We start from the raw sequence: 24,291 nt of genomic DNA, 5'->3' as shown, positions 1-24,291 counted from the left end.
CGAATTCCACACCCAACGTCGAAGAGCCTCTTTTATAAACGTGATCTGATTGTTATAAGAGCCGTGCTCAAGCGGCGCTAATTCATCAAGCAGCTCACATAGCTTGCGAACAACATCCAGGTTGCTGTGTTCGTTGTTGCCGCCAATATTGTAAGTGCTGCCTATGCGCCCTTGGGTAAGAACGCGGTAAAGCGCGATGGCATGATCATCCACATACAGCCAGTCGCGGCGTTGCTGCCCATCGCCATAAATGGGCAGCGCTTCCCCTGCTAGCGCACGATTGATGATCAATGGGATGAGTTTTTCCTGGTGCTGCCATGGTCCGTAGTTATTTGAGCAGTTTGTCACCACAATAGGCAGGCCATAGGTTCGGTGCCATGCCCTTACTAAATGATCAGCGCTTGCCTTGCTTGCCGAATAGGGCGAGCTGGGGGCATAGGGCGTTATTTCAGAGAATGGAGGAGCCTCAGGCGCTAAATCACCGTACACCTCATCTGTGGAAACGTGGTGAAAGCGAAATTGCTCCTGTTTACTGCCCTCTAACGCCTGCCAGTAGTGGCGGCTGGTTTCTAGCAGGGTGTAGGTGCCCATAATATTGGTGGCGATAAAATCCGCTGGCCCGCTGATAGAGCGATCCACATGGCTCTCGGCTGCAAGGTGCATCACTGCATCTGGCTGGTATTGTGTAAACAGCTCTTTGAGTGCAGTTTGATCACAAATATCTATCTGCGCTAGATGGTGGCGCTCGTTTTTGAGTGCATTGCCCAGGGCACTGAGGTTGGATGCGTAGGTCAGCTTGTCAATGTTGATTACGCGCCAGTCTGTGTGCTCCATCAAGTAGCGCACAACGGCACTACCGATGAATCCCGCGCCGCCAGTTACAAACAGTGTGGCCATGTGGTCGAGCTGCCCCGATACGTAGGCGTTGTTGCAAAGGCATAAAAGCCATATGTTTTTTGCTAGTTTGCCACACATGGCTTGGGGCAAATGGTCGAAAAGCGCGCTTGCGCGGCATTTCATTAAAATAGCCCCAGCACACCCAGCCGTACGAGCATTAGCATCGTAGCCGTTTACCCCCATATTGTGCCCTTGCTAGAGAGTGCGCTTCCTTATATGGTGATTTTTTATAGCTATTGCGTATATTGTTATGCACTTGATTCGTGTCTACGGCTTTAAATAGTCATTGCCCACTTCAGCATGTATCGGTTTGCTAGCCGCGTTAACTCAACCTGCGGCCGTGGTTTTCGCGGAGCGCTGTTCTCGGCTAGTGAAGCACTGACTCAGTGGCTTGAGCACCAGGATAGATTTTTAAGGCAGCGCCGTAAGCGACAACTTGAAAACAATTTTTCACACAACATTGGGAAAGATGATGACATCACTCTCCCATTTACAGCGGCTGGAAGCGGAAAGCATCCAGATCATGCCTGAAGTGGTCGCCGAGACTGAAAACCCGGTGATGCTTTATTCCGTGTGCAAGGATTCAGCGGTCATGTTGCACCTGGCGCGTAAGGCGTTTGCGCCTTCGCCGCCGCCATTCCCGCTGTTGCACGTCGATAACCGCTGGAAATTCCAGGCGATGTACGCCTTCCGCGACAACATGGCGGAAGCGATGGGTATGGAGCTGATCGTGCATATCAACCCGGAGGGGGTGGAGAAAGACATCAACCCCTTCACCCACGGCTCTGCTATTCACACCGATGTGATGAAAACCGAAGGCTTGAAGCAGGCGTTGGACAAGTACGGCTTCGATGCGGCCTTTGGCGGCGCACGGCGGGATGAAGAGAAGTCTCGCGCGAAAGAGCGTGTGTTCTCTTTCCGCACCGCCCAGCGCCGCTGGGACCCGAAAAACCAGCGCCCTGAGCTGTGGAAGCTCTACAACACGCGCAAACACCCAAAAGAGTCGATTCGCGTGTTTCCGCTCTCCAACTGGACCGAGCTGGATATTTGGCAGTACATCCACCTGCAGAACATTCCCATTGTGCCGCTTTACTACGCCGCCGAGCGGCCCGTGGTGGAGCGTGATGGGGCGCTGATTATGGTGGATGATGATCGTATGCCGCTGGAACCGGGGGAAGTGCCCATGATGCGCAAAGTGCGTTTCCGTACCTTGGGCTGCTACCCGCTGACCGGTGCTGTGGAGTCGGAAGCCGACACGCTGCCTGCCATCATTCAAGAGATGCTGCTGACCAAAACATCCGAACGCCAGGGCCGTGTGATTGACCACGACAGCGCAGCCTCCATGGAGAAGAAAAAGCAAGAGGGGTACTTTTAATGTCGCACTCATCTGAATTGATCGGCGCGAATATCGAACAGTACCTCAAGGCCCACGAGCACAAAGGACTACTGCGCTTTATTACCTGCGGAAGCGTAGATGACGGCAAGAGCACGCTGATTGGCCGTTTGTTGTTTGAATCCAAGCTGCTGTTTGAAGACCAGCTGGCCGCGATTGAAGCGGATTCCAAAAAGTACGGCACCCAAGGCGGCGAGATGGATTTAGCGCTGCTGGTCGATGGCTTGGCCGCCGAGCGTGAGCAGGGCATTACCATTGACGTGGCGTACCGCTTTTTCTCTACCGAAAAGCGCAAGTTCATCGTCGCCGATACGCCAGGGCACGAGCAGTACCCCCGCAACATGGTCCCGGGGGCTTCTACCGCCGATGCGGCGATTCTGATGGTGGATGCTCGCCACGGACTTTTGACCCAAACCCGCCGCCATAGCTTTTTGATGTCGCTGATGGGCATGCGCCACATCATCGTCGCCATCAATAAAATGGACTTGGTGGATTACTCCAAAGCGCGTTACGACCAAATCGTCGAGGAGTACCGCGCCTTCGCCAAGCAGCTGGGCCTGGAAAATATCACCTTCATTCCGATGTCGGCATTGAAGGGCGATAACGTGATTGAACACAGCGCGAAGATGCCCTGGTATCAAGGCACCACGCTAATGGGCTACCTGGAAACCGTCGAGGTAGACGACGAACGCCTGCAGCGCTCCCCCTTTAGGATGCCCGTGCAGTGGGTGAACCGCCCGAATCTCGATTTCCGTGGCTTTACCGGCATGATCGCTAGCGGGGTCGTTCGTCCTGGTGATCACATCCGTGTGCAGCCCTCCGGTAACACCAGCACGGTAGCGCGCATCTATACGTTCGATGGCGACCTGGAGGAGGCCGTCGCAGGGCAGTCGGTTACGTTGCTGTTGGAGGATGAAATTGATATCTCCCGTGGGGATGTGAACACCGGCGTTGACCAACCGGCACACACAGCGGACCAGTTCGAGACCACGCTGGTATGGATGCATGAAGCGCCGCTGCTGCCGGGCCGCCCCTACCTGATGAAGTTAGGCACCCAAACGGTGAACGCTACGGTGACCGATATTAAGTATCAGGTGAACGTCAATACCTTGGAGCACACGGCGGCCAAGCAGCTGGACTTAAACGGGATTGCTGTCTGCAATCTGAGTTTGAACCGCGCCGTGGCGTTTGATGCGTATAAGGACAACCAGGATACCGGCGGTTTCATTCTCATCGACCGTATGACGAACAATACGGTAGGCGCCGGAATGCTGCACTTTGCGCTGCGGCGCAGCCAAAATATCCATAGACAGCATGTGGATATCGACAAACAGGCGCGTGCCCTAGCCAAAGGGCAAAAGCCGGCGGTGCTATGGTTCACGGGCCTTTCCGGCGCGGGTAAATCGACCATTGCCAACTTGGTCGAGAAAAAGCTGTTTGGTAACGGCCAACACACCTACCTATTGGATGGCGATAACGTTCGTCATGGCTTGAACCGTGATCTGGGGTTCACCAATGCCGACCGTGTTGAGAACGTGCGCCGCGTGGCAGAAACCGCCAAGCTGATGGTCGATGCGGGTTTGATTGTACTGTCGGCCTTTATTTCACCTTTCCGCAGCGAGCGACAGTTGGCGCGCGATCTGTTGGAAGACGGTGAGTTCATTGAAATCTTTGTGGATGCGCCGCTAGATGTAGTGGAAGCGCGCGACCGGAAAGGACTCTATAAAAAAGCCCGCCGTGGTGAGCTGAAAAACTTTACCGGTATTGATTCCGCTTATGAGGTGCCCCAAGCACCGGATATTCATTTAAAAACCGCTGAACTTAGCCCCGAAGCAGCCGCTGAAACAGTGATTGAAGCGCTGCGTGAGCGTGGTCTTATCAGCTAAGCGCAAGGATAAAGTGGATGATTGATCAAACGCTGCTGGATGCGGTGGAGCGTATTGCCCGCGAGGCGGGCGACGCCATTATGACTATCTATGCCCGTGACTTTACGGTAGAGCAAAAAGCGGATAACAGCCCGTTAACCGAGGCTGATCAAGCGGCGCATCATGTCATTGCACGCGGCTTAAAGGCCCTTCCTCTTCAGTTGCCCATTCTTTCCGAAGAGGACGCAGAGAGCTTTTCGGGAATGGATACTCAAGGCCGTTACTGGCTGGTAGACCCGTTAGATGGCACGAAAGAGTTTATCAAGCGCAACGGCGAGTTCACCGTGAATATCGCGCTCATTGAACATGGTGTACCCGTGTTAGGTGTGGAGACGGCGCCTGCACTGGGCACGGCTTAAGTCGCCGCCGAGGGAGTTGGCGCGTTTAAAATCGACTCCAATGGCCAGCGCCATGCAATTCAGGTAGCAGTCAAGCCTGCTGCAGGGGCGGCATGGCGGGTGGTTGGTAGCCGTTTGCACCCAAGCCCTGATTTAGCCGCTTGGCTGGACAAGCTGGGCGCGCATGACATGCTCCCCATGGGCAGCTCATTGAAGCTCTGCCTGATTGCCGAAGGCAAAGCGGATGCCTACCCACGTTTAGGCCCCACTTGTCTGTGGGATACTGGAGCCGCTCACGCCGTGGTGCGCTGTGGGCAGGTGGACGGGTAGAGACTCTGGCAGGTAAGCCATTGAACTATTCCAATCCCGCCGAAAAGCTCAATCCTCACTTTGTGGTGTGGGGATATTAGTGGGATGATAGAGGACTTTGCTATTTCAACAAGTGCGATAAAAGTTTGAAATTCAATAAGGCCAGGAATGAATGTGACGCAAACCAGCACCACCATCTCAGCCCGAGAGGTCATCAATGACCTCGTCCCCAAGCTCAATGCTGTTGAAAAGCAGATTAAGCTGACGATTAGTGCAATCGTTGAAGCCAGCAGCACAGCGCCTGAGAAAAAAGAGCGCTACGCCAAGCTGAAGGCGGAGTTCCAGTTGGAGCTCACCATGATCCGTATGAACCTGGAGCATCTGCTAAAACGCTACCGTAACGAGCTGGAAGCAGCGATGCACGACCCGCGTAAAGATATGCTGCTCACCCTGGATTCGTATGAAGCCACAGCGGTTGAAAACGCTAAACAGCTGTATGCGCGGGTGCAACGCTTGCAGCAAGGCTATTAAGTGAATATGCAGCCCGATGAGCATGAACAAGTAGCACTTGCGTTAGAAACGCTGATTCGTGAAACCCAGGCAACGATAGCGCGGGTAGAGCAACACGGGCTGGATATCGCCATGCCGGAAGATTATCAGGCGCTGTTGGATAGTTCTAGACAGCGCTATCCAGCAGCAGCGCGAGCATACAATGGGGATGCTATCGAACGTTCAATATTCAGCCAAGTGACGCTCGGCCTGAAGGAATGTATTTAATGTTTGATTTCGGCGCGTAGCTTCTCAAGCTCTTCTACAGGCAGTTCTTCAATATCTGCGATAAGCTGGTCGCTCATTTCAGTGAGTGCGATGAGTTTGCGGGCGGCATTGCGTTTACTTTCTAGCGCACGGTGCTCCGCCTCTTGCAGGCCTTCTTGGCGACCTTCTTGACGACCCGCTTGGCGCTCTTGCTGCACCCAGTTTTTAATGTTTTCAGCCAATATGTCTTTTTCCTCCCAAGCTTGGGAACTGAACCAGGTTTGTTAACAGCCCGTTAGTGTTGTGTCTCTGCTTGCAACTTGGAAATGTCTTCTATTGCTAACCCTGTTACCTCGGCAATCTGCTCGTTACTAAGCACTCCAAGCTTCAGCAAGTTGCGAGCAGTTTTTTCAAGCCTAGCTTTGTTCCCTTTTCAATGCCCAGCTTTGTGCCCTTTTCAATGCCCGCTTGGTGCTCTTGCTGCGCCCAGTTTTCAAGATTCTCTGCCAACATGTCTTTGTCCTCCATCAAGCTTGTGAGCTGGTCTAGGTTTGCCTTGGCTCCCAACCGCTGAAGATATCGTTTGAGCCAGCGGGTGATAATGTTGTCTATCCGCTCTTTATCAGGGGAGGCTTGTATGATGGCAACAATGCGATCAACGGCTTGCTGCAGCCCTTTCCTGTCAGCAGACGCCTTTTCAATACTGAACACGCCGCTCAGCGGTGTTGGGCGTAACCCCAGCTCTTCATCGGTATAGCGCCCTTCATCCACAAGGTAATACCGTAGGTGTGGTTGATAGACTTGAAGAAAAGCTGGTGGTTCCGGGTACACCATGTCGTAGATATTCTGGCGTGCCGTCCAGCGCTCAGAGCCGTTGTACAGCACGATAGGAAGAATGGGTGGTAGCCCTTTGCTCGGGGTGGTGGTGCCATTTTTGAGCAGGTGGTCGTAAAAGCAGGCGACGTAGTGCATCAGTCGGATCGGCATAGTGCGATCAACGGTCGACTGAAACTCTAGCAGGATGTAGAGATAAACCTCTTGTGTGAGGTCTTCCCAGGTGATCTCCACCGACCACACCACGTCTTCGAATTTCTCCTCGAACAGGGGCGTGATGTAATTGCCGCTGTGATTTTTGAGCGTAGAGAAATTCATCAGTTGGGCGATTTCTGGAGGTGCAAACCCTTCCATCAACTGCTGAACGAACTCAGGGTAGCTGAACAGCTCCTTGTAGCCGGTGTCGTGCTGGTTGTTGGCCATGCCTACTCCTGTCTCAATACGCATGTTTTACCACTATTTCATTGCTGGCTAAACCTAACTTAAAGCGTCTCCACGTCAAACGCGACAATCTGCCGTTTAACGCTGGGAAACGTGACGCCTACCAAGTGGGTCGGTATAGAGTGTCGGTATAGAGTGAGCTGAGCAGTCCGAGCATGCTTGTACCAGGGGGAGAAGATAACCTCGGCCATCTCCTTATTCGAATAATTCGAATAACCTTCAGCCTGTGTGTATTATGACAACAACACACATGCCGAAAGGAGAGAATCTATGGCCGTCATGTCAACATTGCTTCCCAGTGAAGAGGAAGCGACATTAGCAAAATTATCAAGCCGAGAGCTAGCCGCTTACGTTGAGACCGCTGCTGCTTCCCAGCAGGTCGCTATATCTGACAAAGAGGGGCGGCTTCATCAAGTGGAAGTCCCTGTCAGCGCCTTGCGTCTCTTGGTGGATATCCTGACAGAGCTTGGTGATGGCAATACCGTGAAGCTCATTCCCGTTCATGCTGAAATGGACCACCCAAGAAGCAGCCGATATGCTGGGGATGTCGCGTCCTACGCTGATTAAGATATTAGATGAAGGACATATTCCGTATCATCGCTCAGGGAACCGTAGAAAGGTAAAGTACAAAGATGTAATGCACTATAAGCAGGCAATAGATAACAAGCGGCTACAGGCACTCAATGAGCTGTCTGAGCTTGATCAGGCGCTGGGGTTGGGCTATTAATGAGTTCCTTCTATACGGTTGTTTATGATGCTTGTGTGCTTTACCCAGCGCCATTAAGAAGCCTACTGATCCACATGGCAATAACGGATCTTTTTCGGGCACGATGGTCAGATTTAATTCATAAAGAGTGGATACGCAACCTCCTGGCTCAGCGCAGTGATCTGACAAGAGAGCAACTGAATCGCGTTCGTGAATTAATGGACTTACATACCCGAGATGCCGTTGTCTCAGGGTTTGAGCCATTGATTGATGGATTAGTGCTGCCTGATCCCGATGACCGCCATGTGCTGGCGTGTGCTATTCACAGTGGGGCAGAGGCGATTATTACGTTTAACCTTAAGGATTTTCCTGAGGAACAACTAAGCAAATATGAGATCAGGGCTATTCATCCCGATGAATTTATTGCCGATATGCTGTCGTTGAGTCCAGGACATATCATTCAAGCCGTTCAGAATCACCGTAAGAGCCTTAAAAACCCACCATTCAATGCCAATGATTACCTTGGTTTACTGCTTAACCCAGAAGCTGCCTGAAACAGTTAATGCTTTGAAGACGTTTGAGATTTTGCTTTAAGAGTCGAGTCCTGCATGGTTGGCTGCTTGGCCTACCATCCTTCATCGCTGATAGCGGCGACTAATGGAATGGTGCAGCATCTTCAGAGGCATATGGTGATTGTACAGCCAACAGTAGCGTTTTAGCGTCTGCTCCAAGTCCTTGCCTGGGTGTAGCCCGTCGGCATGGCAATGAGTGACATCGCCTACCGGATGATTACCAGGCACTGTTGGATAGTTCTAGACAGCGCTATCCAGCAGCAGCGCGAGCATACAATGGGGATGCTATAGAACGTTCAATGTTCATCACGTTAATGGGAGGCTATCTAGTTATAGAATGACGCGACTATAAAACCAATCTGGTAACTCTTCAGCTTGCACTTCGATTTCACCTGCCGGATTTATTTCAGCGAGCCAAATAGCCTCGTTACCTGAGTTATCAAAAATAAATGCTCGGTCGGTAAGCTGTATAGCACTGAGCAGCAAATTGAGTGAACGCTAGTAGCGTTGACGAATCTTTTCTTCGGGTACAGGGTGGCCACCTATGCTAACTCGGTTCAGAACGCGTTGTACGTTAATGTCAGGATCGTCGGTGGCAATGTAGTAAAGATAATTCTTGAAGCCGGCATCTCTAGCTGCCTGCAATACTTGGATTTTATCCTCAGAAGACATAACTGTTTCAAATGTGAAACTAATTTGCGATGCAATCAGTTGGTCACGAATTAACGATGAGGCGATGGAGGCAATATAGGAGTTAGGTGCTGCCGTGGGGAAGCTGATGCAATTGTCTTCAAATATAATGGTTTCAAGCAACGGTGCTAAGGAAGCTTTTTTTGTTAGAGGGGAAAGGTGGAAATATTCCGCAATAGCAGATTTTGAAATGTCTATGGAGTAGTCGCTGAAATAGATTGCGCCTGTATCTTTGGCGCTTCTTTCAATATCATCAGGGTTTATGTATACCCCTTTGAGATGCACTGTGATTCCATTCTGGATAGTGCTTTTGCCTGAACCATTGGGGCCGGCAAACATTCGCAAGCGGGGTCTTTTAACCATTGGTAACCTTGAGCTTCATACCTATGGAAGCTTTGTGCTTCGGAGGCGCTTTTCTCAAAACCTGGGTGCTACCATCGGGGCGTGTTTCGACAAGCTCACCATCGACGATTTCTACTACGTGCTGGCCACTGCTCAACGACATCTGATAAGCACGCCGTGTGTATCGTGCCGCTTGAGCCGCAAATCTTTGTTCTGCATCAGGTTTAGTCGCCATGGTGACACCTCATTGCGAGTTTTTTTGCTACTGTATTTATAGTACAGCTACCGAATAGTACAACCACTGGTAGGTAAGCGCTAGCGGTCCCCGCCCGAAAAGGATTGACAGCGGCTAGCAAGCCCGCTTTACGCGTGATAGACTACGCCATCCTCTCAGACAAGACCCGTGAGCGGGCAGCCATAAGACTGCTCGTTACACTATTTGGCAGAGTTAGAAACGCTGCTAAATCAATTGGTTGTTACGGAAATGTCGTGATTTGGCAATGCCAGCCGACAAACACATAGTAAATTCGTTGCCGTTTTTAGGCAGCCCTTATTCTCCAAGGAGATACCTGTGGCGAACAGCAAGCAAGCACGCAAGCGCGCCCGCCAGGCCGAGACTCGTCGCGTCCTGAAAGCCAGCCAGCGCAGCATGGTCCGCACCTACATCAAGCGTGTGATCAAAGCGATCAACACTGGCGACCATGGCAAAGCGATGGAAGAGTTCAAGGCAATGCAGCCGGTCGTTGACCGTATTGCTGATAAAGACGTTCTTTCTAAGAAGAAAGCTGCACGTCTGAAAAGCCGCTTGAACAAGCGCATTAAGGCTCTGGCGGCGTAAGCCGGCAGGCGCCATAAAAAAACCGGCTGCGGCCGGTTTTTTTGTGCCTGAACGTCGCCTACCGGGCGATATGTGCATCTCTATTTAGCCTGTAGGGAATAACCTGATGAGCGCCGATACACCACAGCATGCCAATATGCCGCCACCACGCCGCGGGCTAATGCGTTCGGGGTTGGTGGTCAGCGCGATGACCATGCTCTCCCGGGTGATGGGGTTGGTGCGCGATGTGGTCGTGGCAACGTTTTTGGGCGCAGGCAATGGCTCGGATGCCTTTTTTGTGGCGTTTAAAATCCCCAATTTTCTGCGCCGCTTATTTGCAGAAGGGGCGTTTAACCAAGCATTTGTGCCGGTGCTCTCGGAGTACTCCACCCAGCGCACCAAGCAGGAGATCCGTGAGCTGCTGAATGCGGTGGCGGGGAGTCTAACCGCGCTTCTGGCGTTAATCACCGCGTTGGCGATGCTGGGCGCACCCTGGCTGGTATGGCTGTTTGCCCCTGGTTTTGGCCGCGACCCGGAAAAGCTGGCACTGACCGCTGATATGCTGCGGCTCACCTTTCCCTACCTGCTGCTGATTTCGTTAACCGCCTTCTCCGGCAGTGTGCTAAACACTTGGAACCGCTTTGCAGTGCCCGCATTTACCCCGGTGCTGCTGAACTTGTCGCTGATCGGCGCGGCGCTGTTGTTAATGCCGCTAATGGAAGAGCCTGCCATGGCGCTGGCCTGGGGCGTGCTGATCGCTGGGGCGGCCCAGCTTGCCTTTCAGGTGCCATTTTTGCTGCGTTTGGGGCTGCTGCCGACGCCATGGCCTAACTTCGCCCACGATGGTGTGAAGCGCATTTTAAAGCTGATGGTGCCGGCTTTGTTTGGGGTCTCGGTATCGCAGATCAACCTGCTGCTGGATACGGTGCTGGCATCGCTGTTGGCCGCGGGGAGCGTCTCATGGCTTTACTACTCTGACCGTTTGGTAGAGCTGCCGCTTGGCGTGTCTGGTGTGGCGATTGGCACCATTATTTTGCCTGCGCTCTCCAAACGTCATGCGGAGCAGTCCACCGAGCACTTCTCCGCTATGTTGGATTGGGCGATTCGTGTGGTGCTGCTATTGGGCGTGCCTGCAGCCCTAGCGCTGGCGGTACTGGCGGAGCCGTTTTTGATTACCCTGTTCCACTACGGGGCGATGACCGATAACGATATTCAGATGGCGGCCATGGGCCTGCGCGCCTATGCCTTCGGGCTGGTGGCCTTTATGCTGATCAAAGTGCTAGCGCCTGGTTTCTTCGCCCGCCAGGACACCAAAACACCGGTGAAGGTAGGCATATCGCCATGGTCGCGAAACATGGTATTCAACCTACTGCTGATTTGGCCGCTGGCCCACGCGGGCTTGGCGTTGGCCACTGCGCTATCTGCATTTTTAAACGCGGGGCTGCTGGGGTATCTGCTTTACCGCCAGCAGGTGCTGGGTGTTTCAGCCGGGTTGGGGGCGTTACGCGGTGCAGTTAGTCGGCGGCAGCGTGCTGATGAGCGTGGCGCTTATGTTAGTCTCACCTGATTGGCAGGTGTGGTTAGAGTTTGGGCTATGGCAGCGCGTCCGCTGGGTGGCCGGGCTAGTAGTGCTCGGGGGCGGGCTCTACTTTATCTGGTTAACGGCGCTTGGCCTGCGGTTTCGCCACTTTAAAATGAACGGCTAGGAAAGGGGCAGGCGCGTGAGCGCTATTATCTTCTTCTGCACCAGAGCAGCGCGTTCGTTATAATCAAACGCTTTGAAAACGGCCAACGCTTTTAAAACCTAATGCTTTTAAACAGGGGTGCCATGCACGTCATTCGAGGTCTGCACAATCTGACAGCGTCCCATCGTGGCTGCGTGGCGACCATTGGTAATTTCGATGGCGTGCATCGCGGCCATCAGGCGATTCTACAGCAGTGCCGCGAGCACGCTGCGCGCCTGAACGTACCGCTGACCGTGGTGGTGTTTGAGCCTCAGCCCCGCGAGTTTTTTGCCGGAGACCAGGCGCCGCCGCGCCTAACGCGCCTGCGGGAAAAAGTGCGCCTGCTGCGCGACCACGGTGCCGAGCAGGTGCTCTGCCTGCCGTTTAACGATGCCTTGCGCAGCCTCACCGGGCGCGAGTTTATCGATCAGGTGTTGATTGATGGGCTGGGCGTTAAGCATCTAGTGGTGGGCGACGACTTCCGCTTTGGCTGTGATCGCCGTGGCGACTTCAGTTTGTTAGAAGCCGTGGGGCGCACTCATGGCTTTGGCGTAGAGCATACTCGCACCTTCAAAGTCGATGACGAGCGGGTATCAAGCACCCGAGTGCGTACGCTGCTGGCCAGGGGTAACTTTGAAGTGGCCGCCCGCCTGTTGGGCAGGCCTTATTCGCTGCATGGCCGCGTGGTGCGCGACCAGCAGTTGGGTCGCACCATTGGCGTACCAACCGCGAACCTACCGCTATTGCCCCAGCCGCTGACGCTACGGGGGGTGTTTGCGGTGGTGGCCGAATTGGCGAATGGCGAGCGCCACCCCGCCGTAGCGAACGTCGGGTTTCGGCCTACGGTGGGGTCTAAACGCCCTACGCTGGAAGTGCATCTGCTGGATTTTTCTGGCGATCTGTATGGCCAGCGGCTGACGGTTTACCCCTGCACACGGCTGCGGGGGGAAGTGAAGTTTGACGATTTTGACGCGCTAAAAAGCACAGATTCACCAGGACCAAGCCAAGGCGCGCCGCTACTTTGCGCCCGCCGATGCTGATCTAACGACCTCTCTTCCGCTGGCCTCGGCCCCGCTTGGGCGTGAGACCGCTTCTTCTGATTTCACTTCGGCGGATGACGCCGCCGATACTAACGACGGCTGACCGGACTATGGACTATAAGCACACGCTAAACCTGCCAGAAACCGACTTTCCCATGCGCGGCATGCTGCCGAAGCAGGAGCCAGGGCGTGTTTCCCAGTGGCAGGATATGAACCTATACCAGCGCCTGCGCGAAGCCCGTGCGGGTGCGCCGCTGTTTGTACTGCACGATGGCCCTCCCTACGCCAACGGCAGTATCCATATCGGTCACGCCGTTAATAAAATTCTTAAAGATATTATCGTTAAGTCCAAAAACCTGGCGGGCTTTGATGCGCCCTACGTGCCGGGTTGGGACTGCCACGGCCTGCCCATTGAGCACAAGGTCGAGACCACCCACGGCAAGCACCTTCCGGCGGATAAAGCCCGTGAGCTGTGCCGTGAGTACGCCGGTGCCCAAATCGAAACCCAACTGGTGGACTGTGTGCGCCTGGGTATCATCGGTGACTGGGATCATCCGTATCGCTCCATGGATTACGCCAACGAAGCGGGCGAGATCCGCGCTCTGGCGGATATGGTCGAGACGGGCTACGTCTTTAAAGGCCTGAAGCCAGTTAACTGGTGTTTCGACTGCGGCTCGGCGCTGGCCGAGGCGGAAGTCGAGTACGCTGATAAAAAATCCGATGCCATCGACGTTGCCTTCCCCGTGGAAGACGCCGACAAGCTGGCGGCAGCGTTTGGCTTAAGCGAGCTATCAAAGCCCGCCGCCGTGGTGATCTGGACCACCACACCGTGGACCATCCCCGCCAACCAGGCGCTGAACGTTCACCCCGACTTTACCTACGCGCTGGTGGATACCGGCGAGCGTCTGCTGCTGTTGGCCGAAGAGCTGGTCGAGAGCTGCTTAGAGCGCTTTGGCTTACAAGGTGAGGTGGTCGCGACGACCCAAGGCAAAAACCTTGACCTGTTCAATTTCCGCCACCCGTTCTACGACCGCCTATCGCCGGTTTATCTGGCGGAGTACGTTGAGTCTGAGGTGGGCAGTACCGGTATCGTTCACTCTGCTCCGTCTTACGGCATGGATGACTTTGTCACCTGCCGTGAGCACGGCATGAGCTTTGACGACATGCTGAACCCGGTGCAGGGCAATGGCGTTTACGCGGATGACCTGCCGTTCTTCGGCGGCCAGATGATCTGGAAAGCCAACCCGAACATCATTGAGAAGCTGCGTGACGTAAACGCGCTGATGGCACATACGCCTATTAAGCACAGCTACATGCACTGCTGGCGCCACAAACCGCCGGTGATCTACCGCGCCACGGCCCAGTGGTTCGTCGGTATGGATATTCAGGGTAAAGATGGCAAAACCCTGCGCGAGCGGGCACTTGCCGGTATCGATGCAACGGAATTCACTCCTGCTTGGGGGCAAGCGCGCCTGCACAGCATGATCGCCAACCGCCCGGATTGGTGTATCTCTCGCCAGCGTAACTGGGGCGTGCCGATTCCGTTCTTCCTGCATAAGCAAACCGGTGAGCTGCACCCCAACACCGTGTCGCTGATGGAAGAAGCCGCCAAGCGCGTGGAGCAAGAGGGCATCGAGGCATGGTTCAAACTGGAGCCTTCCGAGCTGCTCGGCGCGGAGGCTGCGGATTACGATAAAGTCACTGATACGCTAGACGTTTGGTTCGACTCGGGCACTACCCACCGGCACGTGCTGCGCGGCTCGCACCCCTCACGGCCATGAAAGCGGCCCCCGGGCTGACTTGTACCTGGAAGGCTCTGATCAGCACCGCGGTTGGTTCCACTCATCGCTGCCCACCGGCGCGGCGATTGATGGCCATGCCCCGTATCGCCAGCTGCTGACCCACGGCTTCACGGTGGATGCCCAGGGCCGCAAGATGTCCAAGTCCATCGGTCACGTGGTCGCGCCGCAAAGCGTGATGGATAAGCTGGGTGCCGATATTCTGCGCCTGTGGGTAGCGTCTACCAACTGCTCTGGCGAAATGGCCGTCTCGGATGAAATCCTCAAGCGCACTGCCGATGTGTACCGCCGTATCCGCAACACCGCGCGCTTCCTGCTTTCTAACCGGAACGGCTTTGATCCCAAGCGGGACCAAGTGGCGTTTGGCGCTATGCTAGCGCTTGACCAGTGGGTAGTGGATCGCGCCGCACAGCTTCAAGGCCGCATCGAGACCGCCTACGACGAGTATCGCTTCCTGGATGTGTACCAGCAGGTACACGGCTTCTGTGCGCGGGAGCTGGGCGGTTTCTACCTGGACGTGATCAAGGATCGCCAGTACACCACCCAAACCGACTCGCTGGCCCGCCGCAGCGCGCAAACCGCGCTTTATCACGTGGTCGAAGCACTGAGCCGCTGGGTGGCACCAATTCTGTCGTTCACCGCCGAGGAGATCTTTGAACATATCCCCGGCGAGCGTGGCGATAGCGTGCTGCTGGAGACCTACTATACCGGGCTTTCCACGCTGGAAGAGGGCGCTGATATGGGCCGCGCGTTCTGGGAACAGGTGCTGGAAGTGAAGCATTCGGTGAACAAATGCCTGGAAGACGCCCGTAACGCCAAAGTGATCAAGGGTAGCCTCGCGGCAGAAGTGACGCTGTTCGTCAATGACGAGCTGCACGCGACGCTAGCGAAGCTGGGCGACGAGTTGCGCTTTGTGATGCTCACCAGTGAAGTGCACTTGGCACCGCTGGCAGATGCCGCCAATGCCGAAAGCACCGAGCTTGAAGGTTTGAAAGTCGCGGTAAGCGCCAGTGAGCATGCCAAGTGTGAACGTTGCTGGCACCACCGGGCAGACGTAGGCAGCGTTGCCGAGCACCCGGACCTGTGTGGCCGCTGTGTAAGTAACCTGCCCGAAGGTAGCGGCGAGATTCGTCACTATGCCTAACACAGCCTCCCAGGAGAACGATCCACACCAGCGGCCGCCCATGCGGCGGCCGCTGCGCTGGCTATGGCTAGCCGTGGCGGTCATTGTGTTGGATCTTGCAACAAAGTATGCCGCTAGCCACTTTTTAAGCTATGCACAGCCGGTTGAAGTCTTGCCGTTTTTCAACCTCACGCTGCTGCACAACACCGGCGCGGCGTTTAGCTTTTTGGCCGAACACCCCGGCTGGCAGCGCTGGTTCTTTGCGGCGATTGCCATTGGTGCCAGCATTGGCCTCACCGTTTGGCTATCCCGCGTGCGTGCGGATGAGAAGCTGCTCGCTAGCGCCTTGCCGCTCATTATCGGTGGGGCGCTGGGTAACCTATACGACCGCTTAATTCATGGCTACGTGGTGGATTTTCTCTCTTTCCATGCGGCGGGCTGGTACTACCCCGCCTTTAACGTGGCGGATATCGGCATTACCCTAGGGGCCGTGGGCTTAATTTGGGAGTCGATTATGGGCGAGCGGCGGCGGAAAAAAGCCGCTCAGTCACCATCTTCTTAACACGCCAATGAGTGAGGCACCATGGATTACCTAATTGACGACGGTATGGAAATTACCCTGCACTTCACGCTGAAGCTGGAAGATGGCACGGTGGTGGATTCCACCAAAGAGAAGGCCCCGGCCACGTTTCAGTATGGCGACGGCAATCTGCCACCGGGGTTTGAACACCCCATTAAAGGCATGGCAGCGGGCCAGAGTGGAACGTTTCACATCACCCCTGAACATGCGTTTGGCCAGCACAACCCGCAGAATATCCAAACCCTGAAGCGGGCCGACTTCGGTGATGAAGCGCCTGAAATCGGTATGGTGATGTCGTTTGCTGATAAAGCAGGAACGGAATTGCCGGGCGTGGTCAAAACCATTGACGGTGACCGCGTAGAAGTTGACTTCAACCATCCGCTGGCAGGGCGTACATTGACGTTTGAGGTTGAAGTACTCAACGTCACGCCGATCACCACACACTAATTTCCTTAGCGATGCAGGTTGCATCAAGGCGCTTTTATGCAGTCATCAGAGTCATCTCAGCCCGTACATATCAAGCTAGCCAACCCGCGCGGGTTTTGTGCGGGTGTTGACCGCGCGATCGATATCGTCAACCGCGCGCTGGATGTCTTCGCCCGCCGATTTACGTTCGCCATGAAGTGGTGTACAACCGCTTTGTAGTAGAAACACTGCGTGAACGCGGCGCGGTCTTTGTGGAAGAGCTTCATGAAGTGCCCGACGATGTGATCGTCATCTTCTCTGCCCACGGCGTTTCCCGTGCGGTGCAGCAAGATGCCGAGCAGCGTGGCCTGAAAGTATTCGATGCCACCTGCCCGCTGGTCACCAAAGTACATATGGAAGTGCTTCGCTACGCGAAGCGTGGCCAGGAGTGCATTCTGATTGGCCACGAAGGGCATCCGGAAGTAGAAGGCACCATGGGGCGCTACGACACCTCTCACGGCGGCAAGATTTATCTGGGGGAAGATGAGCAGGACGTTGCCAATCTGGTTGTCAATGACCCCACGGCGCTGGCATTCGTGACCCAGACCACGCTCTCCATGGATGACACCGCCAAAGTGATCGACGCGCTGCGGGAGAAATTCCCCGAGATTCAAGGGCCGCGCAAAGACGATATTTGCTACGCCACCAAAAACCGCCAGGATGCGGTGCGCGAGCTGGCAGCAGATAGCGACTTGGCGCTGGTGGTTGGCAGCCCCAACAGCTCGAACTCCAATCGCCTACGTGAGCTCTCTGAGCGTATGGGGACTCCCGCGTATTTGATCGATAACGCCGAGCAAATCGAGCCTTCGTGGTTGGAAGGCGTAAAACGCATTGGCGTCACTGCTGGCGCGAGTGCCCCCGAGGTGCTGGTAAAAGGCGTTATTGATCAGTTGCAGGCATTAGGGGCTACGGCACCTGTTGAGCTGCAGGGGCGTGAAGAAAATATTACGTTCTCCATGCCGAAAGAGCTGCGGGAGCAAGTGATTGTAAGCGGGTAATGCAAACGGTATCGGTTTGCGACATACTCAAAGTATGAGTGAACTGATATGGGAGCATCGCTTAGTGTCTTATGTTTTTGATCGCCGTGCGGGTGACGTTAGTAAGCACCAGCGCGGCTTTACCCTCATCGAGTTACTGATTGCGGTGGTCATCATTGGGATCATCGCAAGCATCGCCTACCCTAGCTACACCCGCTACGTCGAACGCTCCGTTCGCTCTGATGGCCAGACGGCACTAATGCAAGCTGCTTCAGAAATGGAGCGCTGCTACTCCCGTGACTACACCTATGAAGAGTGCGATTTGGATATGACCGTCTCTCCGAGCGGCCATTACGCCATCTCAACCGATACCGGAAGCCAAAGCGACGGCGGCTACGTATTAAACGCGACAACTCAACGCTCAGACGGCTGTGATGAAGATCTCACCTTAAATGCAAAAGGGGTGCGCGCCCCAGAGGTGTGCTGGTAATGAAGCATCAGCAAGGGTTCTCACTCATTGAGGTGCTGATCGCGCTGGTAGTGCTGGCCTTTGGCCTGATGGGGGTGGCCGCCATGCAGATGAAAGCCCTGCAAAGCGCGACCGAAGGGTACCAGCGCTCAATTGCTGTTGTGGCAGCGGTCGATGCCCAAGAGAGAATTTGGAATCTATTAGCCAGCGACTCTAATTGCGAAGCCATAGAGACGTCAGCGGTGAGTGCCCTTGAAGATGATTGGATAGAGCACTGGTCAGAAGATACAAACGCCAACCCGCTACGGGGCGCTAACTGGGACAACAGCGGTGTGAGGATGTCCGAAGGGTGCGAGTATACGATTGTGATAGCCCTGAATAGCGCCTCTAGCAACCGCGAGGAGGAGTACCTCTACAGTTTCATCCTCCCGAACACGGCAGGGGCCCTATGAAAGTAGTGAAGCAACAGCTGGGCGCTGGCTTGGTTGAGTTAATGGTGGCGATGGCGATTGGTACGGTGATTGCGCTAGGGGCGGGCCAACTCTTTTTATCTACCTTTTCGACGTTTAGCGCGGTGGATGAGCTAAGCCGGAAGCAAGAAGTAGCGGTGTTTTTAACGCAGATTTTAGCGGAAGAACTGCGCAAGGAAGACGATGTTGATCGCTATGCGCTTTCTTGCTCTATAGCGGATGCCCCGTGTCTTTGCACAATTAGCGATACCGACGAAGATAATCAACCAGTCATAAATTTTTATAAAGATTTTGAAGAAAGCCACGTTATTAGCGATGCGGAGTGTAGCGACGAGCCATTGGTGAGATCAGTACAAGATCACCACTACGAAATCAGCGTTCCGATTATGAAGGGTGGTGAGTCGCTAATATTCCATGTCACCAAACGAGATATCGTAACAACCACCAATCCCGAGTGAGGTAACAATGAAAAAGCAGCAAAAAGGCGCGGCACTCTTTGTTGTCATGGCCTTGTTATCGGCCTCCATGGTGGTGGGTATGAGCACTATGCAGTCCTCTCTTGTCGATGAGCGGCTGGCAGGCAACTTTCGCTCTTCGGTTCAAGCGCAAATGACCTCTGAAAATACCTTGTCGTCGTTAGTTAATCCTGTCAATACTGCAAGTCGCAACGATTTTTTAGGACAGTTAGTGGCAAATCCGCAACTGCTTGAAGAGACGGAAGGAAAGCTAACGGGTGATGAGATCGCTCAGCTACTTCAAGCAGGTACCTTGGATCAATTTATTGAAGATCTGCTTCCTGCCAATTTTGACGAGCTAGAAATAGATGAGCAAAATCGTATAAAAGAAGAGCTGCTGGCTAACTTGCAGCTTCAATTTGAAGTGAATACTGATGAGCAAACGGTCACGATCACCTCTTGGGACCGAGGGCTGCGCAATAGTGCCGCACGTGATTCGGCGTTGGTTTACTCCTATCGTTATAGTGGTGCCGCTGAACAAAGCTCACCTTTCGAGACCGCGATTGTAGGTTGCGAGGGCATTTCGGTAGCCGGTGGCTCTACGATCAGTAGCTATCGTTCTAGCGACGGTCCATGGAGCGGCCAGCCAGGAAGCTTTGCAACCAGTGATCAACCTCTTATTAGCACAACAGCTGAAAATGCAAATGTTGAAATTGGAGGAGGTGAAAAAATTCACGGTGGCATAGCTGCACTTGGAACGGTTGCTCTCAATGGTTCTTCTCAGGTTTATGGTGATATTCACTCGAATATGGATGTGAATTTAAATGAAAATAACCTTGTTCATGGAGATGTCTATAGTAAAGGTGCAGTTTATATGGGCTCCGCAACGGTTAAAGGAAGTATCTTTTCAGAGGGTGATGCCACACTAGATAATGGTGGCTCAAAAGTTGAGGGTAATGTTGAAAGCGCTGCAAACGTTATTTTTTCTAGTAGCGGTCGCGTTAATGGGGTTGTGAGGTCCAAGGGTGACGTTAATTTAAAAAATTGGAGTGCGAGTGTAGGCCAGGGGATATATGCACAGGGTGAAATTTATAGCCCTAGAAATCCTCCAAGATAATCCTCCAGAAGGGCATGTAGACCAAGCATATCGTGATAACTTTTTTTCAAATACTTCTTTTGCGACAGCTGAAATTGAGAGTTTAGAACCACAGCCCTGTGACACTTTCGATTTTTTTGGTAATTCGTTGAAAGAGGAGGTGGCTCGCTATCAAAATGATCATCGATCCATTGGTAATGTGGTAGTTAATAATGGTGTTGTAGATATAACAATGACACCAAGTCGTGTATCAGTTGTTGGTAGTGATAATCACGGTCACATTAATGGGGCCGAGCCGGAAGTGGCTGCTGTTTTTGGAGAAGATGCCTCTATCTATTACGTTGATAGTTTGCAGATGGCTAGTACTTCTAAGCTGCATATCAAAGGCGGCGACGTGGCGCTAGTAATAGGTGGTGAATTCTCTATGGGGGGTGGTGGAGCTGGCTTAGTTATTGACCCAGATAGTAGTTTGATGGTGTTTGTGGAGGGGCAGGTGAAGTTGAATAGCAACGTGAAGATGCCGACCACGAATACATTGAGTGCTACTGGTAAACCGACTTTTTCAATATTTTCCAGCTATGAGAGCAATAGTGTAGGTATTGATATTAATGCGAGCAACCGAGTGGTTGCCAATGTCTACGCCCCTTTTACGCAGGTAAGTGTTAATTCAGGCGGCAGTCTTTTTGGTAGTGTAAAAGCGAGGAAAGTAACGGTGGTTGGTGGCGCTAAAGTTGTGTATGACGAGCTATTAGCCAATGCGTTTGACGAAAATAGTGGCGAGCCAAGCCCCGAGTGGTGCAGCTTTGATGATTTATCCCCTTTAACCGTCGCAAGCCCTGTCGGTAACTTATCTCTTCCAAATTCTCAAGCAGAGTTTAATGGTAAAGACAGTGTTCCTGATATTACGGTGACCCAAGGCGATCTTGAAAGGTTCTCCGGCGCTAACGCCGCCAACGATAATATCCAGGGAGGCATTCCTGATGGGGTATTTAGTCGTGGTGAAAGTGCTGAAAAATTTCATGCTTTTATCCGTATGTTAAAAGATAATGCAGATAATGTCTTGGGTGATATCTCTAAGGTTAAAGATCCTTTTGGAGAGAAAGGCAATGGCAAAGAGGAAATTACTTATATTACAGGTGATGTCGACAAAAATAACATCTCCGGTGCCGGTATTTTAGTGATTGATGGTAATTACAATGCTGGAGGAAATCCCAGTTTTGATGGGTTGATTATTGTGTTGGGTAACTATTCACAAAAGGGCGGCGGAGGAAGAGACTTAAACGGCGCTTTGCTAGTCGCGCCTTATAATGTCAATGACCTAAAATTCACTGAGGCGAATATTGAGTTTAGCGGCGGCGGAAGCAATGATTTTAATTATGATGAAGCGGCGCTGCGTACTGCCTTTAATTTACTGGATGACGAAGAGCAGGCCAGTTGGGGGGGAGTTGTAATGCCCCACCCGCGTCTGGTGATGGCGAGTTGACCTGGTATCTAAGCGATTGGCGTTGAAGCTGTTCGCCACCCGTCTGGCAAAACGTTATGATAGGCCTATTTGCCCAAGAGCTAGAACATCATGAGTCAGACAGCTAAAACCCGTGTGCTGACCGGGATTACCACTTCTGGAACGCCGCACCTTGGTAACTATGTTGGCGCCATTAAGCCTGCCATTGAGGCAAGCCAAGACCCGAACGTACAACCGTTCTTCTTTCTTGCTGACTATCATGCGCTGATCAAGTGCCAGGACCCTAAGCGTGTGCAGGCTTCCCGCCTGGAGATCGCCGCGACTTGGCTGGCGATTGGCCAAGATCCCGACAACGCGATCTTCTACCGCCAGTCGGATATTATCGAGATCCCCGAGCTGATGTGGATGCTCTCCTGCGTGTGCGCCAAGGGGCTAATGAACCGTGCCCACGCTTATAAAGCCGCCGTGGCAGAGAATGAAGAGGCCGGTAATCAAGACCCGGATAAAGGCGTCACCATGGGGCTGTTCGGCTATCCGGTACTGATGGCCGCTGATATTTTGATGTTCAATGCGAATAAAGTGCCGGTTGGCCGCGACCAGATTCAGCATATCGAAATGGCGCGAGATATGGCTGGCCGCTTTAACCACCTGTTTAAAGGCCAGTACTTTGTACAGCCTGAAGCCGTCGTGGATGAGAAGGTGGAAGTGTTGAAAGGGCTGGATGGACGCAAGATGTCCAAAAGCTACAACAATACGATTCCGCTGTTTGTGAGCGAGAAAAAGCTGCAGAAGCTGGTACGTAAAATCAAAACCAACTCGCTGGAACCCGGCGAGCCGAAAGACCCGGATACCTGCACCCTGTTCCAGATTTTCTCAGCCTTCGCGAGTGAATCCGAAGCGTTGGCTATGCGCCAGCAGTACGCAGAGGGCATTGGCTGGGGCGAAGCGAAAGACCGCGTATTTGAGTACGTCAACGCCCACCTAAGCGCCCCTCGTGAGCGTTATAACGCGCTGATGGAAGACCCGGCCCATATTGAAGTAGTCCTGCAAAAAGGCGCTGAGCGTGCCCGGGAAGAGGCTGCTGTTACCATGGATCGATTACGCGCTGCCGTCGGCCTTGGGCGCTTTGTTTAATATTCTTTAAAGGCATAAATACTGCTAAATAAAGAATTTCCAGCGTTCTACGGCCAACGTTAGGCTTATAAGTACTGTATAAGAGCTCTTATCCAAGAGCTATTGCCCAAGAGCCTCTGTCAAAGAACGTGTGTTTAACTTAGCCAAGCGCCTGCTGTTCGCAGGCGCTTTTGGCGTTTCTTAAAGGTGAATTATGGCGACGACCTCTACGGTAGCACCGGTTAACTATCAAGTGCCTCTATTGGCAACTGCGGCCATTGTGCTGGGTGCCTTGGTGATTGGTGTGCTGTTTAGCGCCAATATCGGCTTACTTATGATCGTAGGTGGCCTGCTGGGTATGGTGCTGTACCACGCGGCGTTTGGCTTTACAGCGGCGTGGCGGGTGTTTATTACCGAGCGCCGTGGGCGTGGGCTGCGGGCGCAAATGGTCATGCTGGCGATTGCCGTGGTGCTGTTCTTCCCGGCGCTGGGCGCGGGCAGCCTGTTTGGTACTGAAGTGCGCGGCTTCGTTTCTCCCATCGGTATTTCTGTATTAGTGGGCGCGTTTATCTTCGGGGTAGGCATGCAGCTAGGCGGTGGTTGTGCTTCCGGCACGCTGTTTACCGCAGGCGGCGGTAATGACGCATGCTGATTACGCTGGTGTTCTTTATTGTGGGGTCGGTGATTGGTACCGCGCACTTTGCCTGGTGGCAGAGCCTGCCCGCTTTCCAGCCGGTATCGCTGGTCAATGTAGCCGGTGTGGGTGGAGGCATCGGCATTAGCTTAGTGCTGTTTGCTGCGATTGCGTTCTTTACCGTGATTATGGAGAACGCCGCCACGGTCATCTAGAGCAAGCCCCGCTGGTGGATAAGCCTGGAGCCGAGCGCTGGTTATCCGGCCCGTGGCCGCTGGTAGCCGGTGCGGTAGCCCTGGCATTGCTCAACTTCGCTACGCTGGCACTGGCTGGCCGCCCCTGGGGGATTACCTCTGCATTTGCACTGTGGGGAGCCAAAAGCTTTGAGCTGGTGGGTGGCGATGTGAGCCAGTGGGGCTACTGGCAGGCACCCGGCAATGCCGCCGCGCTGGAAGCCGGCGTATGGGGAGACATCACCACGGTGATGAACGTTGGCATTATGTTGGGCGCGCTGGCAGCGGCAAACCTGGCCGGGCGCTTTGCCCCTAACTTCCGTATTCCACTTAAATCTGTGCTGGCGGCGGTGATTGGCGGCATTATGCTGGGCTACGGGGCTCGCTTGGCCTTTGGCTGCAACATTGGCGCTTACTTTAGCGGCATTGCTTCCGGCAGCCTGCATGGCTGGGTGTGGATGGCAGCGGCCTGCGCTGGCAACATGGCAGGCGTTAAGCTGCGCCCGCTATTTTTTGATGGCGAAGCTGGGCGCAAGCCGGTAGCGAAAAGCTGCTAAACGTTCCGCCGTTCAAACTGCGTCATAGCGCCTTGGTTAACGCCAAGGCGTTTTTTTATGGTGCGCCAGGCATG

The 24,291-nt window shown here is 53.7% G+C and carries 22 protein-coding genes and 6 pseudogenes; 22 read left to right on the top strand and 6 right to left on the bottom strand.

The annotated features are described in order from the left end of the window. The coding region (rfbB, locus tag B4967_RS08425) for a dTDP-glucose 4,6-dehydratase (protein ID WP_083024684.1) at window positions 1-897 on the bottom strand (897 nt) is incomplete at its 3' end. A gap of 472 nt (window positions 898-1,369) precedes the next feature. Here rfbB and cysD point away from each other — a divergent pair. The 5 genes and pseudogenes from cysD (at window position 1,370) to B4967_RS08400 (ending at window position 5,639) form a co-directional block, all read left to right on the top strand. Next, a complete protein-coding gene (gene cysD, locus B4967_RS08420) occupies window positions 1,370-2,272 on the top strand; it encodes a sulfate adenylyltransferase subunit CysD (RefSeq protein ID WP_083024682.1) in 903 nt (300 codons plus the stop codon). Next, entirely contained in the window at window positions 2,272-4,176 is a 1,905-nt protein-coding gene (cysN, locus tag B4967_RS08415; RefSeq protein ID WP_083024681.1) for a sulfate adenylyltransferase subunit CysN, read from the top strand. The genes cysD and cysN overlap by 1 nt, the downstream gene beginning before the upstream one ends. A 17-nt stretch (window positions 4,177-4,193) precedes the next feature. Continuing rightward, a pseudogene (gene cysQ, locus B4967_RS08410) lies at window positions 4,194-4,963 on the top strand (3'(2'),5'-bisphosphate nucleotidase CysQ). A gap of 73 nt (window positions 4,964-5,036) precedes the next feature. Next, a complete protein-coding gene (locus B4967_RS08405; RefSeq protein ID WP_083024679.1) occupies window positions 5,037-5,393 on the top strand; it encodes a hypothetical protein in 357 nt (118 codons plus the stop codon). Beyond that, window positions 5,394-5,639 carry a hypothetical protein gene (locus tag B4967_RS08400; protein ID WP_083024677.1) on the top strand — a complete coding sequence of 82 codons (246 nt, stop codon included), beginning with the start codon at window positions 5,394-5,396 and terminating at the stop codon, window positions 5,637-5,639. Here the strand turns inward: B4967_RS08400 and B4967_RS08395 are convergent. The 3 genes from B4967_RS08395 to B4967_RS18035 all read right to left on the bottom strand — a co-directional run bounded on the left by B4967_RS08395 (window position 5,636) and on the right by B4967_RS18035 (window position 7,084). Then, complete coding sequence (locus B4967_RS08395) at window positions 5,636-5,860, bottom strand: RpnC/YadD family protein (RefSeq protein WP_083024674.1); 225 nt, start codon at window positions 5,858-5,860, stop codon at window positions 5,636-5,638. The genes B4967_RS08400 and B4967_RS08395 overlap by 4 nt on opposite strands. Window positions 5,861-6,005: 145 nt before the next feature. Next, entirely contained in the window at window positions 6,006-6,875 is an 870-nt protein-coding gene (locus B4967_RS19085; protein ID WP_243470419.1) for an Rpn family recombination-promoting nuclease/putative transposase, read from the bottom strand. A 59-nt stretch (window positions 6,876-6,934) separates the two neighbouring features. Further along, complete coding sequence (locus B4967_RS18035; protein ID WP_161491490.1) at window positions 6,935-7,084, bottom strand: hypothetical protein; 150 nt, start codon at window positions 7,082-7,084, stop codon at window positions 6,935-6,937. A gap of 79 nt (window positions 7,085-7,163) precedes the next feature. Here B4967_RS18035 and B4967_RS19080 point away from each other — a divergent pair, with 79 nt between their 5' ends. Genes B4967_RS19080 through B4967_RS08380 form a run of 3 tightly spaced genes read left to right on the top strand, consistent with a single transcriptional unit; the run spans window position 7,164 to window position 8,153 of the window. Next, on the top strand, window positions 7,164-7,460 hold the full coding sequence (locus B4967_RS19080; RefSeq protein ID WP_243470418.1) for a hypothetical protein: 297 nt from the start codon (window positions 7,164-7,166) through the stop codon (window positions 7,458-7,460). Further along, window positions 7,396-7,620: an excisionase family DNA-binding protein gene (locus B4967_RS19075; RefSeq protein WP_340638724.1), complete on the top strand. Its 225-nt coding sequence runs from the start codon at window positions 7,396-7,398 to the stop codon at window positions 7,618-7,620. The genes B4967_RS19080 and B4967_RS19075 overlap by 65 nt, the downstream gene beginning before the upstream one ends. Beyond that, on the top strand, window positions 7,620-8,153 hold the full coding sequence (locus tag B4967_RS08380) for a PIN domain-containing protein (RefSeq protein WP_243470416.1): 534 nt from the start codon (window positions 7,620-7,622) through the stop codon (window positions 8,151-8,153). The genes B4967_RS19075 and B4967_RS08380 overlap by 1 nt, the downstream gene beginning before the upstream one ends. Before the next feature lie 516 nt (window positions 8,154-8,669). Here the strand turns inward: B4967_RS08380 and B4967_RS08375 are convergent. Together B4967_RS08375 and B4967_RS08370 are read right to left on the bottom strand one after the other, a co-directional pair. Beyond that, window positions 8,670-9,200 (bottom strand): ATPase, encoded by a 531-nt coding sequence (locus tag B4967_RS08375; protein WP_207953601.1) that lies wholly within the window; start codon window positions 9,198-9,200, stop codon window positions 8,670-8,672. A 16-nt stretch (window positions 9,201-9,216) separates the two neighbouring features. Continuing rightward, window positions 9,217-9,438: a hypothetical protein gene (locus tag B4967_RS08370; protein ID WP_083024673.1), complete on the bottom strand. Its 222-nt coding sequence runs from the start codon at window positions 9,436-9,438 to the stop codon at window positions 9,217-9,219. Between the two features lie 336 nt (window positions 9,439-9,774). On the opposite strand from B4967_RS08370, the gene rpsT reads away from it, so the two are divergent. The 14 genes and pseudogenes from rpsT (at window position 9,775) to B4967_RS08300 (ending at window position 24,217) form a co-directional block, all read left to right on the top strand. Further along, window positions 9,775-10,041, top strand: coding sequence for a 30S ribosomal protein S20 (rpsT, locus tag B4967_RS08365; RefSeq protein WP_083024671.1), 267 nt, complete (start codon window positions 9,775-9,777; stop codon window positions 10,039-10,041). A gap of 106 nt (window positions 10,042-10,147) precedes the next feature. Next, window positions 10,148-11,726 (top strand): annotated as a pseudogene (gene murJ / locus B4967_RS08360) (murein biosynthesis integral membrane protein MurJ). Window positions 11,727-11,848: 122 nt separating this feature from the next. Beyond that, a pseudogene (gene ribF / locus B4967_RS08355) lies at window positions 11,849-12,887 on the top strand (bifunctional riboflavin kinase/FAD synthetase). Between the two features lie 7 nt (window positions 12,888-12,894). Beyond that, window positions 12,895-15,727, top strand: a pseudogene (gene ileS, locus B4967_RS08350) (isoleucine--tRNA ligase). Next, a complete protein-coding gene (lspA, locus tag B4967_RS08345; protein WP_083024669.1) occupies window positions 15,720-16,268 on the top strand; it encodes a signal peptidase II in 549 nt (182 codons plus the stop codon). Before ileS ends, lspA begins: the two are co-directional and overlap by 8 nt. Window positions 16,269-16,289: 21 nt before the next feature. Next, window positions 16,290-16,733, top strand: a complete 444-nt coding sequence (fkpB, locus tag B4967_RS08340) for an FKBP-type peptidyl-prolyl cis-trans isomerase (protein WP_044630334.1) — start codon at window positions 16,290-16,292, stop codon at window positions 16,731-16,733. Window positions 16,734-16,769: 36 nt separating this feature from the next. Next, a pseudogene (ispH, locus tag B4967_RS08335) lies at window positions 16,770-17,749 on the top strand (4-hydroxy-3-methylbut-2-enyl diphosphate reductase). 64 nt (window positions 17,750-17,813) lie between these two features. Next, on the top strand, window positions 17,814-18,218 hold the full coding sequence (locus tag B4967_RS08330; protein WP_243470415.1) for a type IV pilin protein: 405 nt from the start codon (window positions 17,814-17,816) through the stop codon (window positions 18,216-18,218). After that, entirely contained in the window at window positions 18,218-18,649 is a 432-nt protein-coding gene (locus B4967_RS20230) for a prepilin-type N-terminal cleavage/methylation domain-containing protein (protein WP_083024665.1), read from the top strand. Before B4967_RS08330 ends, B4967_RS20230 begins: the two co-directional genes overlap by 1 nt. 5 nt (window positions 18,650-18,654) lie before the next feature. After that, window positions 18,655-19,125: a PilW family protein gene (locus B4967_RS08320; RefSeq protein ID WP_161491489.1), complete on the top strand. Its 471-nt coding sequence runs from the start codon at window positions 18,655-18,657 to the stop codon at window positions 19,123-19,125. A gap of 7 nt (window positions 19,126-19,132) precedes the next feature. Continuing rightward, the gene (locus B4967_RS08315; protein WP_083024661.1) at window positions 19,133-20,239 is read left to right on the top strand and encodes a hypothetical protein; all 1,107 of its coding nucleotides are present in this window, start codon (window positions 19,133-19,135) and stop codon (window positions 20,237-20,239) included. Then, window positions 20,205-21,701, top strand: coding sequence for a DUF7305 domain-containing protein (locus B4967_RS08310; protein ID WP_083024659.1), 1,497 nt, complete (start codon window positions 20,205-20,207; stop codon window positions 21,699-21,701). Before B4967_RS08315 ends, B4967_RS08310 begins: the two co-directional genes overlap by 35 nt. A 90-nt stretch (window positions 21,702-21,791) precedes the next feature. Beyond that, window positions 21,792-22,814 (top strand): tryptophan--tRNA ligase, encoded by a 1,023-nt coding sequence (gene trpS / locus B4967_RS08305; RefSeq protein ID WP_083024657.1) that lies wholly within the window; start codon window positions 21,792-21,794, stop codon window positions 22,812-22,814. A 193-nt stretch (window positions 22,815-23,007) separates the two neighbouring features. Then, a pseudogene (locus B4967_RS08300) lies at window positions 23,008-24,217 on the top strand (YeeE/YedE family protein). The last annotated feature ends 74 nt before the right edge of the window (window positions 24,218-24,291 follow it).

Source organism: Vreelandella lionensis (genome assembly GCF_002087295.1).
GTDB lineage: Bacteria > Pseudomonadota > Gammaproteobacteria > Pseudomonadales > Halomonadaceae > Vreelandella > Vreelandella lionensis.
Note: the sequence above shows the minus strand (reverse complement) of the source record. Positions and strands in the feature narration are given on the sequence as shown.

What these genes read in the sequence shown, in the direction of transcription:
- B4967_RS08375 (WP_207953601.1), bottom strand. Translation starts at nt 9,200, where the DNA reads ATGTTTGCCGGCCCCAATGGTTCAGGCAAAAGCACTATCCAGAATGGA.
- lspA (WP_083024669.1), top strand. Translation starts at nt 15,720, where the DNA reads ATGCCTAACACAGCCTCCCAGGAGAACGATCCACACCAGCGGCCGCCC.
- B4967_RS08380 (WP_243470416.1), top strand. Translation starts at nt 7,620, where the DNA reads ATGAGTTCCTTCTATACGGTTGTTTATGATGCTTGTGTGCTTTACCCA.
- B4967_RS19080 (WP_243470418.1), top strand. Translation starts at nt 7,164, where the DNA reads ATGGCCGTCATGTCAACATTGCTTCCCAGTGAAGAGGAAGCGACATTA.
- fkpB (WP_044630334.1), top strand. Translation starts at nt 16,290, where the DNA reads ATGGATTACCTAATTGACGACGGTATGGAAATTACCCTGCACTTCACG.
- B4967_RS20230 (WP_083024665.1), top strand. Translation starts at nt 18,218, where the DNA reads ATGAAGCATCAGCAAGGGTTCTCACTCATTGAGGTGCTGATCGCGCTG.
- B4967_RS08315 (WP_083024661.1), top strand. Translation starts at nt 19,133, where the DNA reads ATGAAAAAGCAGCAAAAAGGCGCGGCACTCTTTGTTGTCATGGCCTTG.
- B4967_RS08370 (WP_083024673.1), bottom strand. Translation starts at nt 9,438, where the DNA reads ATGGCGACTAAACCTGATGCAGAACAAAGATTTGCGGCTCAAGCGGCA.
- B4967_RS19075 (WP_340638724.1), top strand. Translation starts at nt 7,396, where the DNA reads ATGCTGAAATGGACCACCCAAGAAGCAGCCGATATGCTGGGGATGTCG.
- cysN (WP_083024681.1), top strand. Translation starts at nt 2,272, where the DNA reads ATGTCGCACTCATCTGAATTGATCGGCGCGAATATCGAACAGTACCTC.
- cysD (WP_083024682.1), top strand. Translation starts at nt 1,370, where the DNA reads ATGACATCACTCTCCCATTTACAGCGGCTGGAAGCGGAAAGCATCCAG.
- trpS (WP_083024657.1), top strand. Translation starts at nt 21,792, where the DNA reads ATGAGTCAGACAGCTAAAACCCGTGTGCTGACCGGGATTACCACTTCT.
- B4967_RS19085 (WP_243470419.1), bottom strand. Translation starts at nt 6,875, where the DNA reads ATGGCCAACAACCAGCACGACACCGGCTACAAGGAGCTGTTCAGCTAC.
- B4967_RS18035 (WP_161491490.1), bottom strand. Translation starts at nt 7,084, where the DNA reads ATGGCCGAGGTTATCTTCTCCCCCTGGTACAAGCATGCTCGGACTGCT.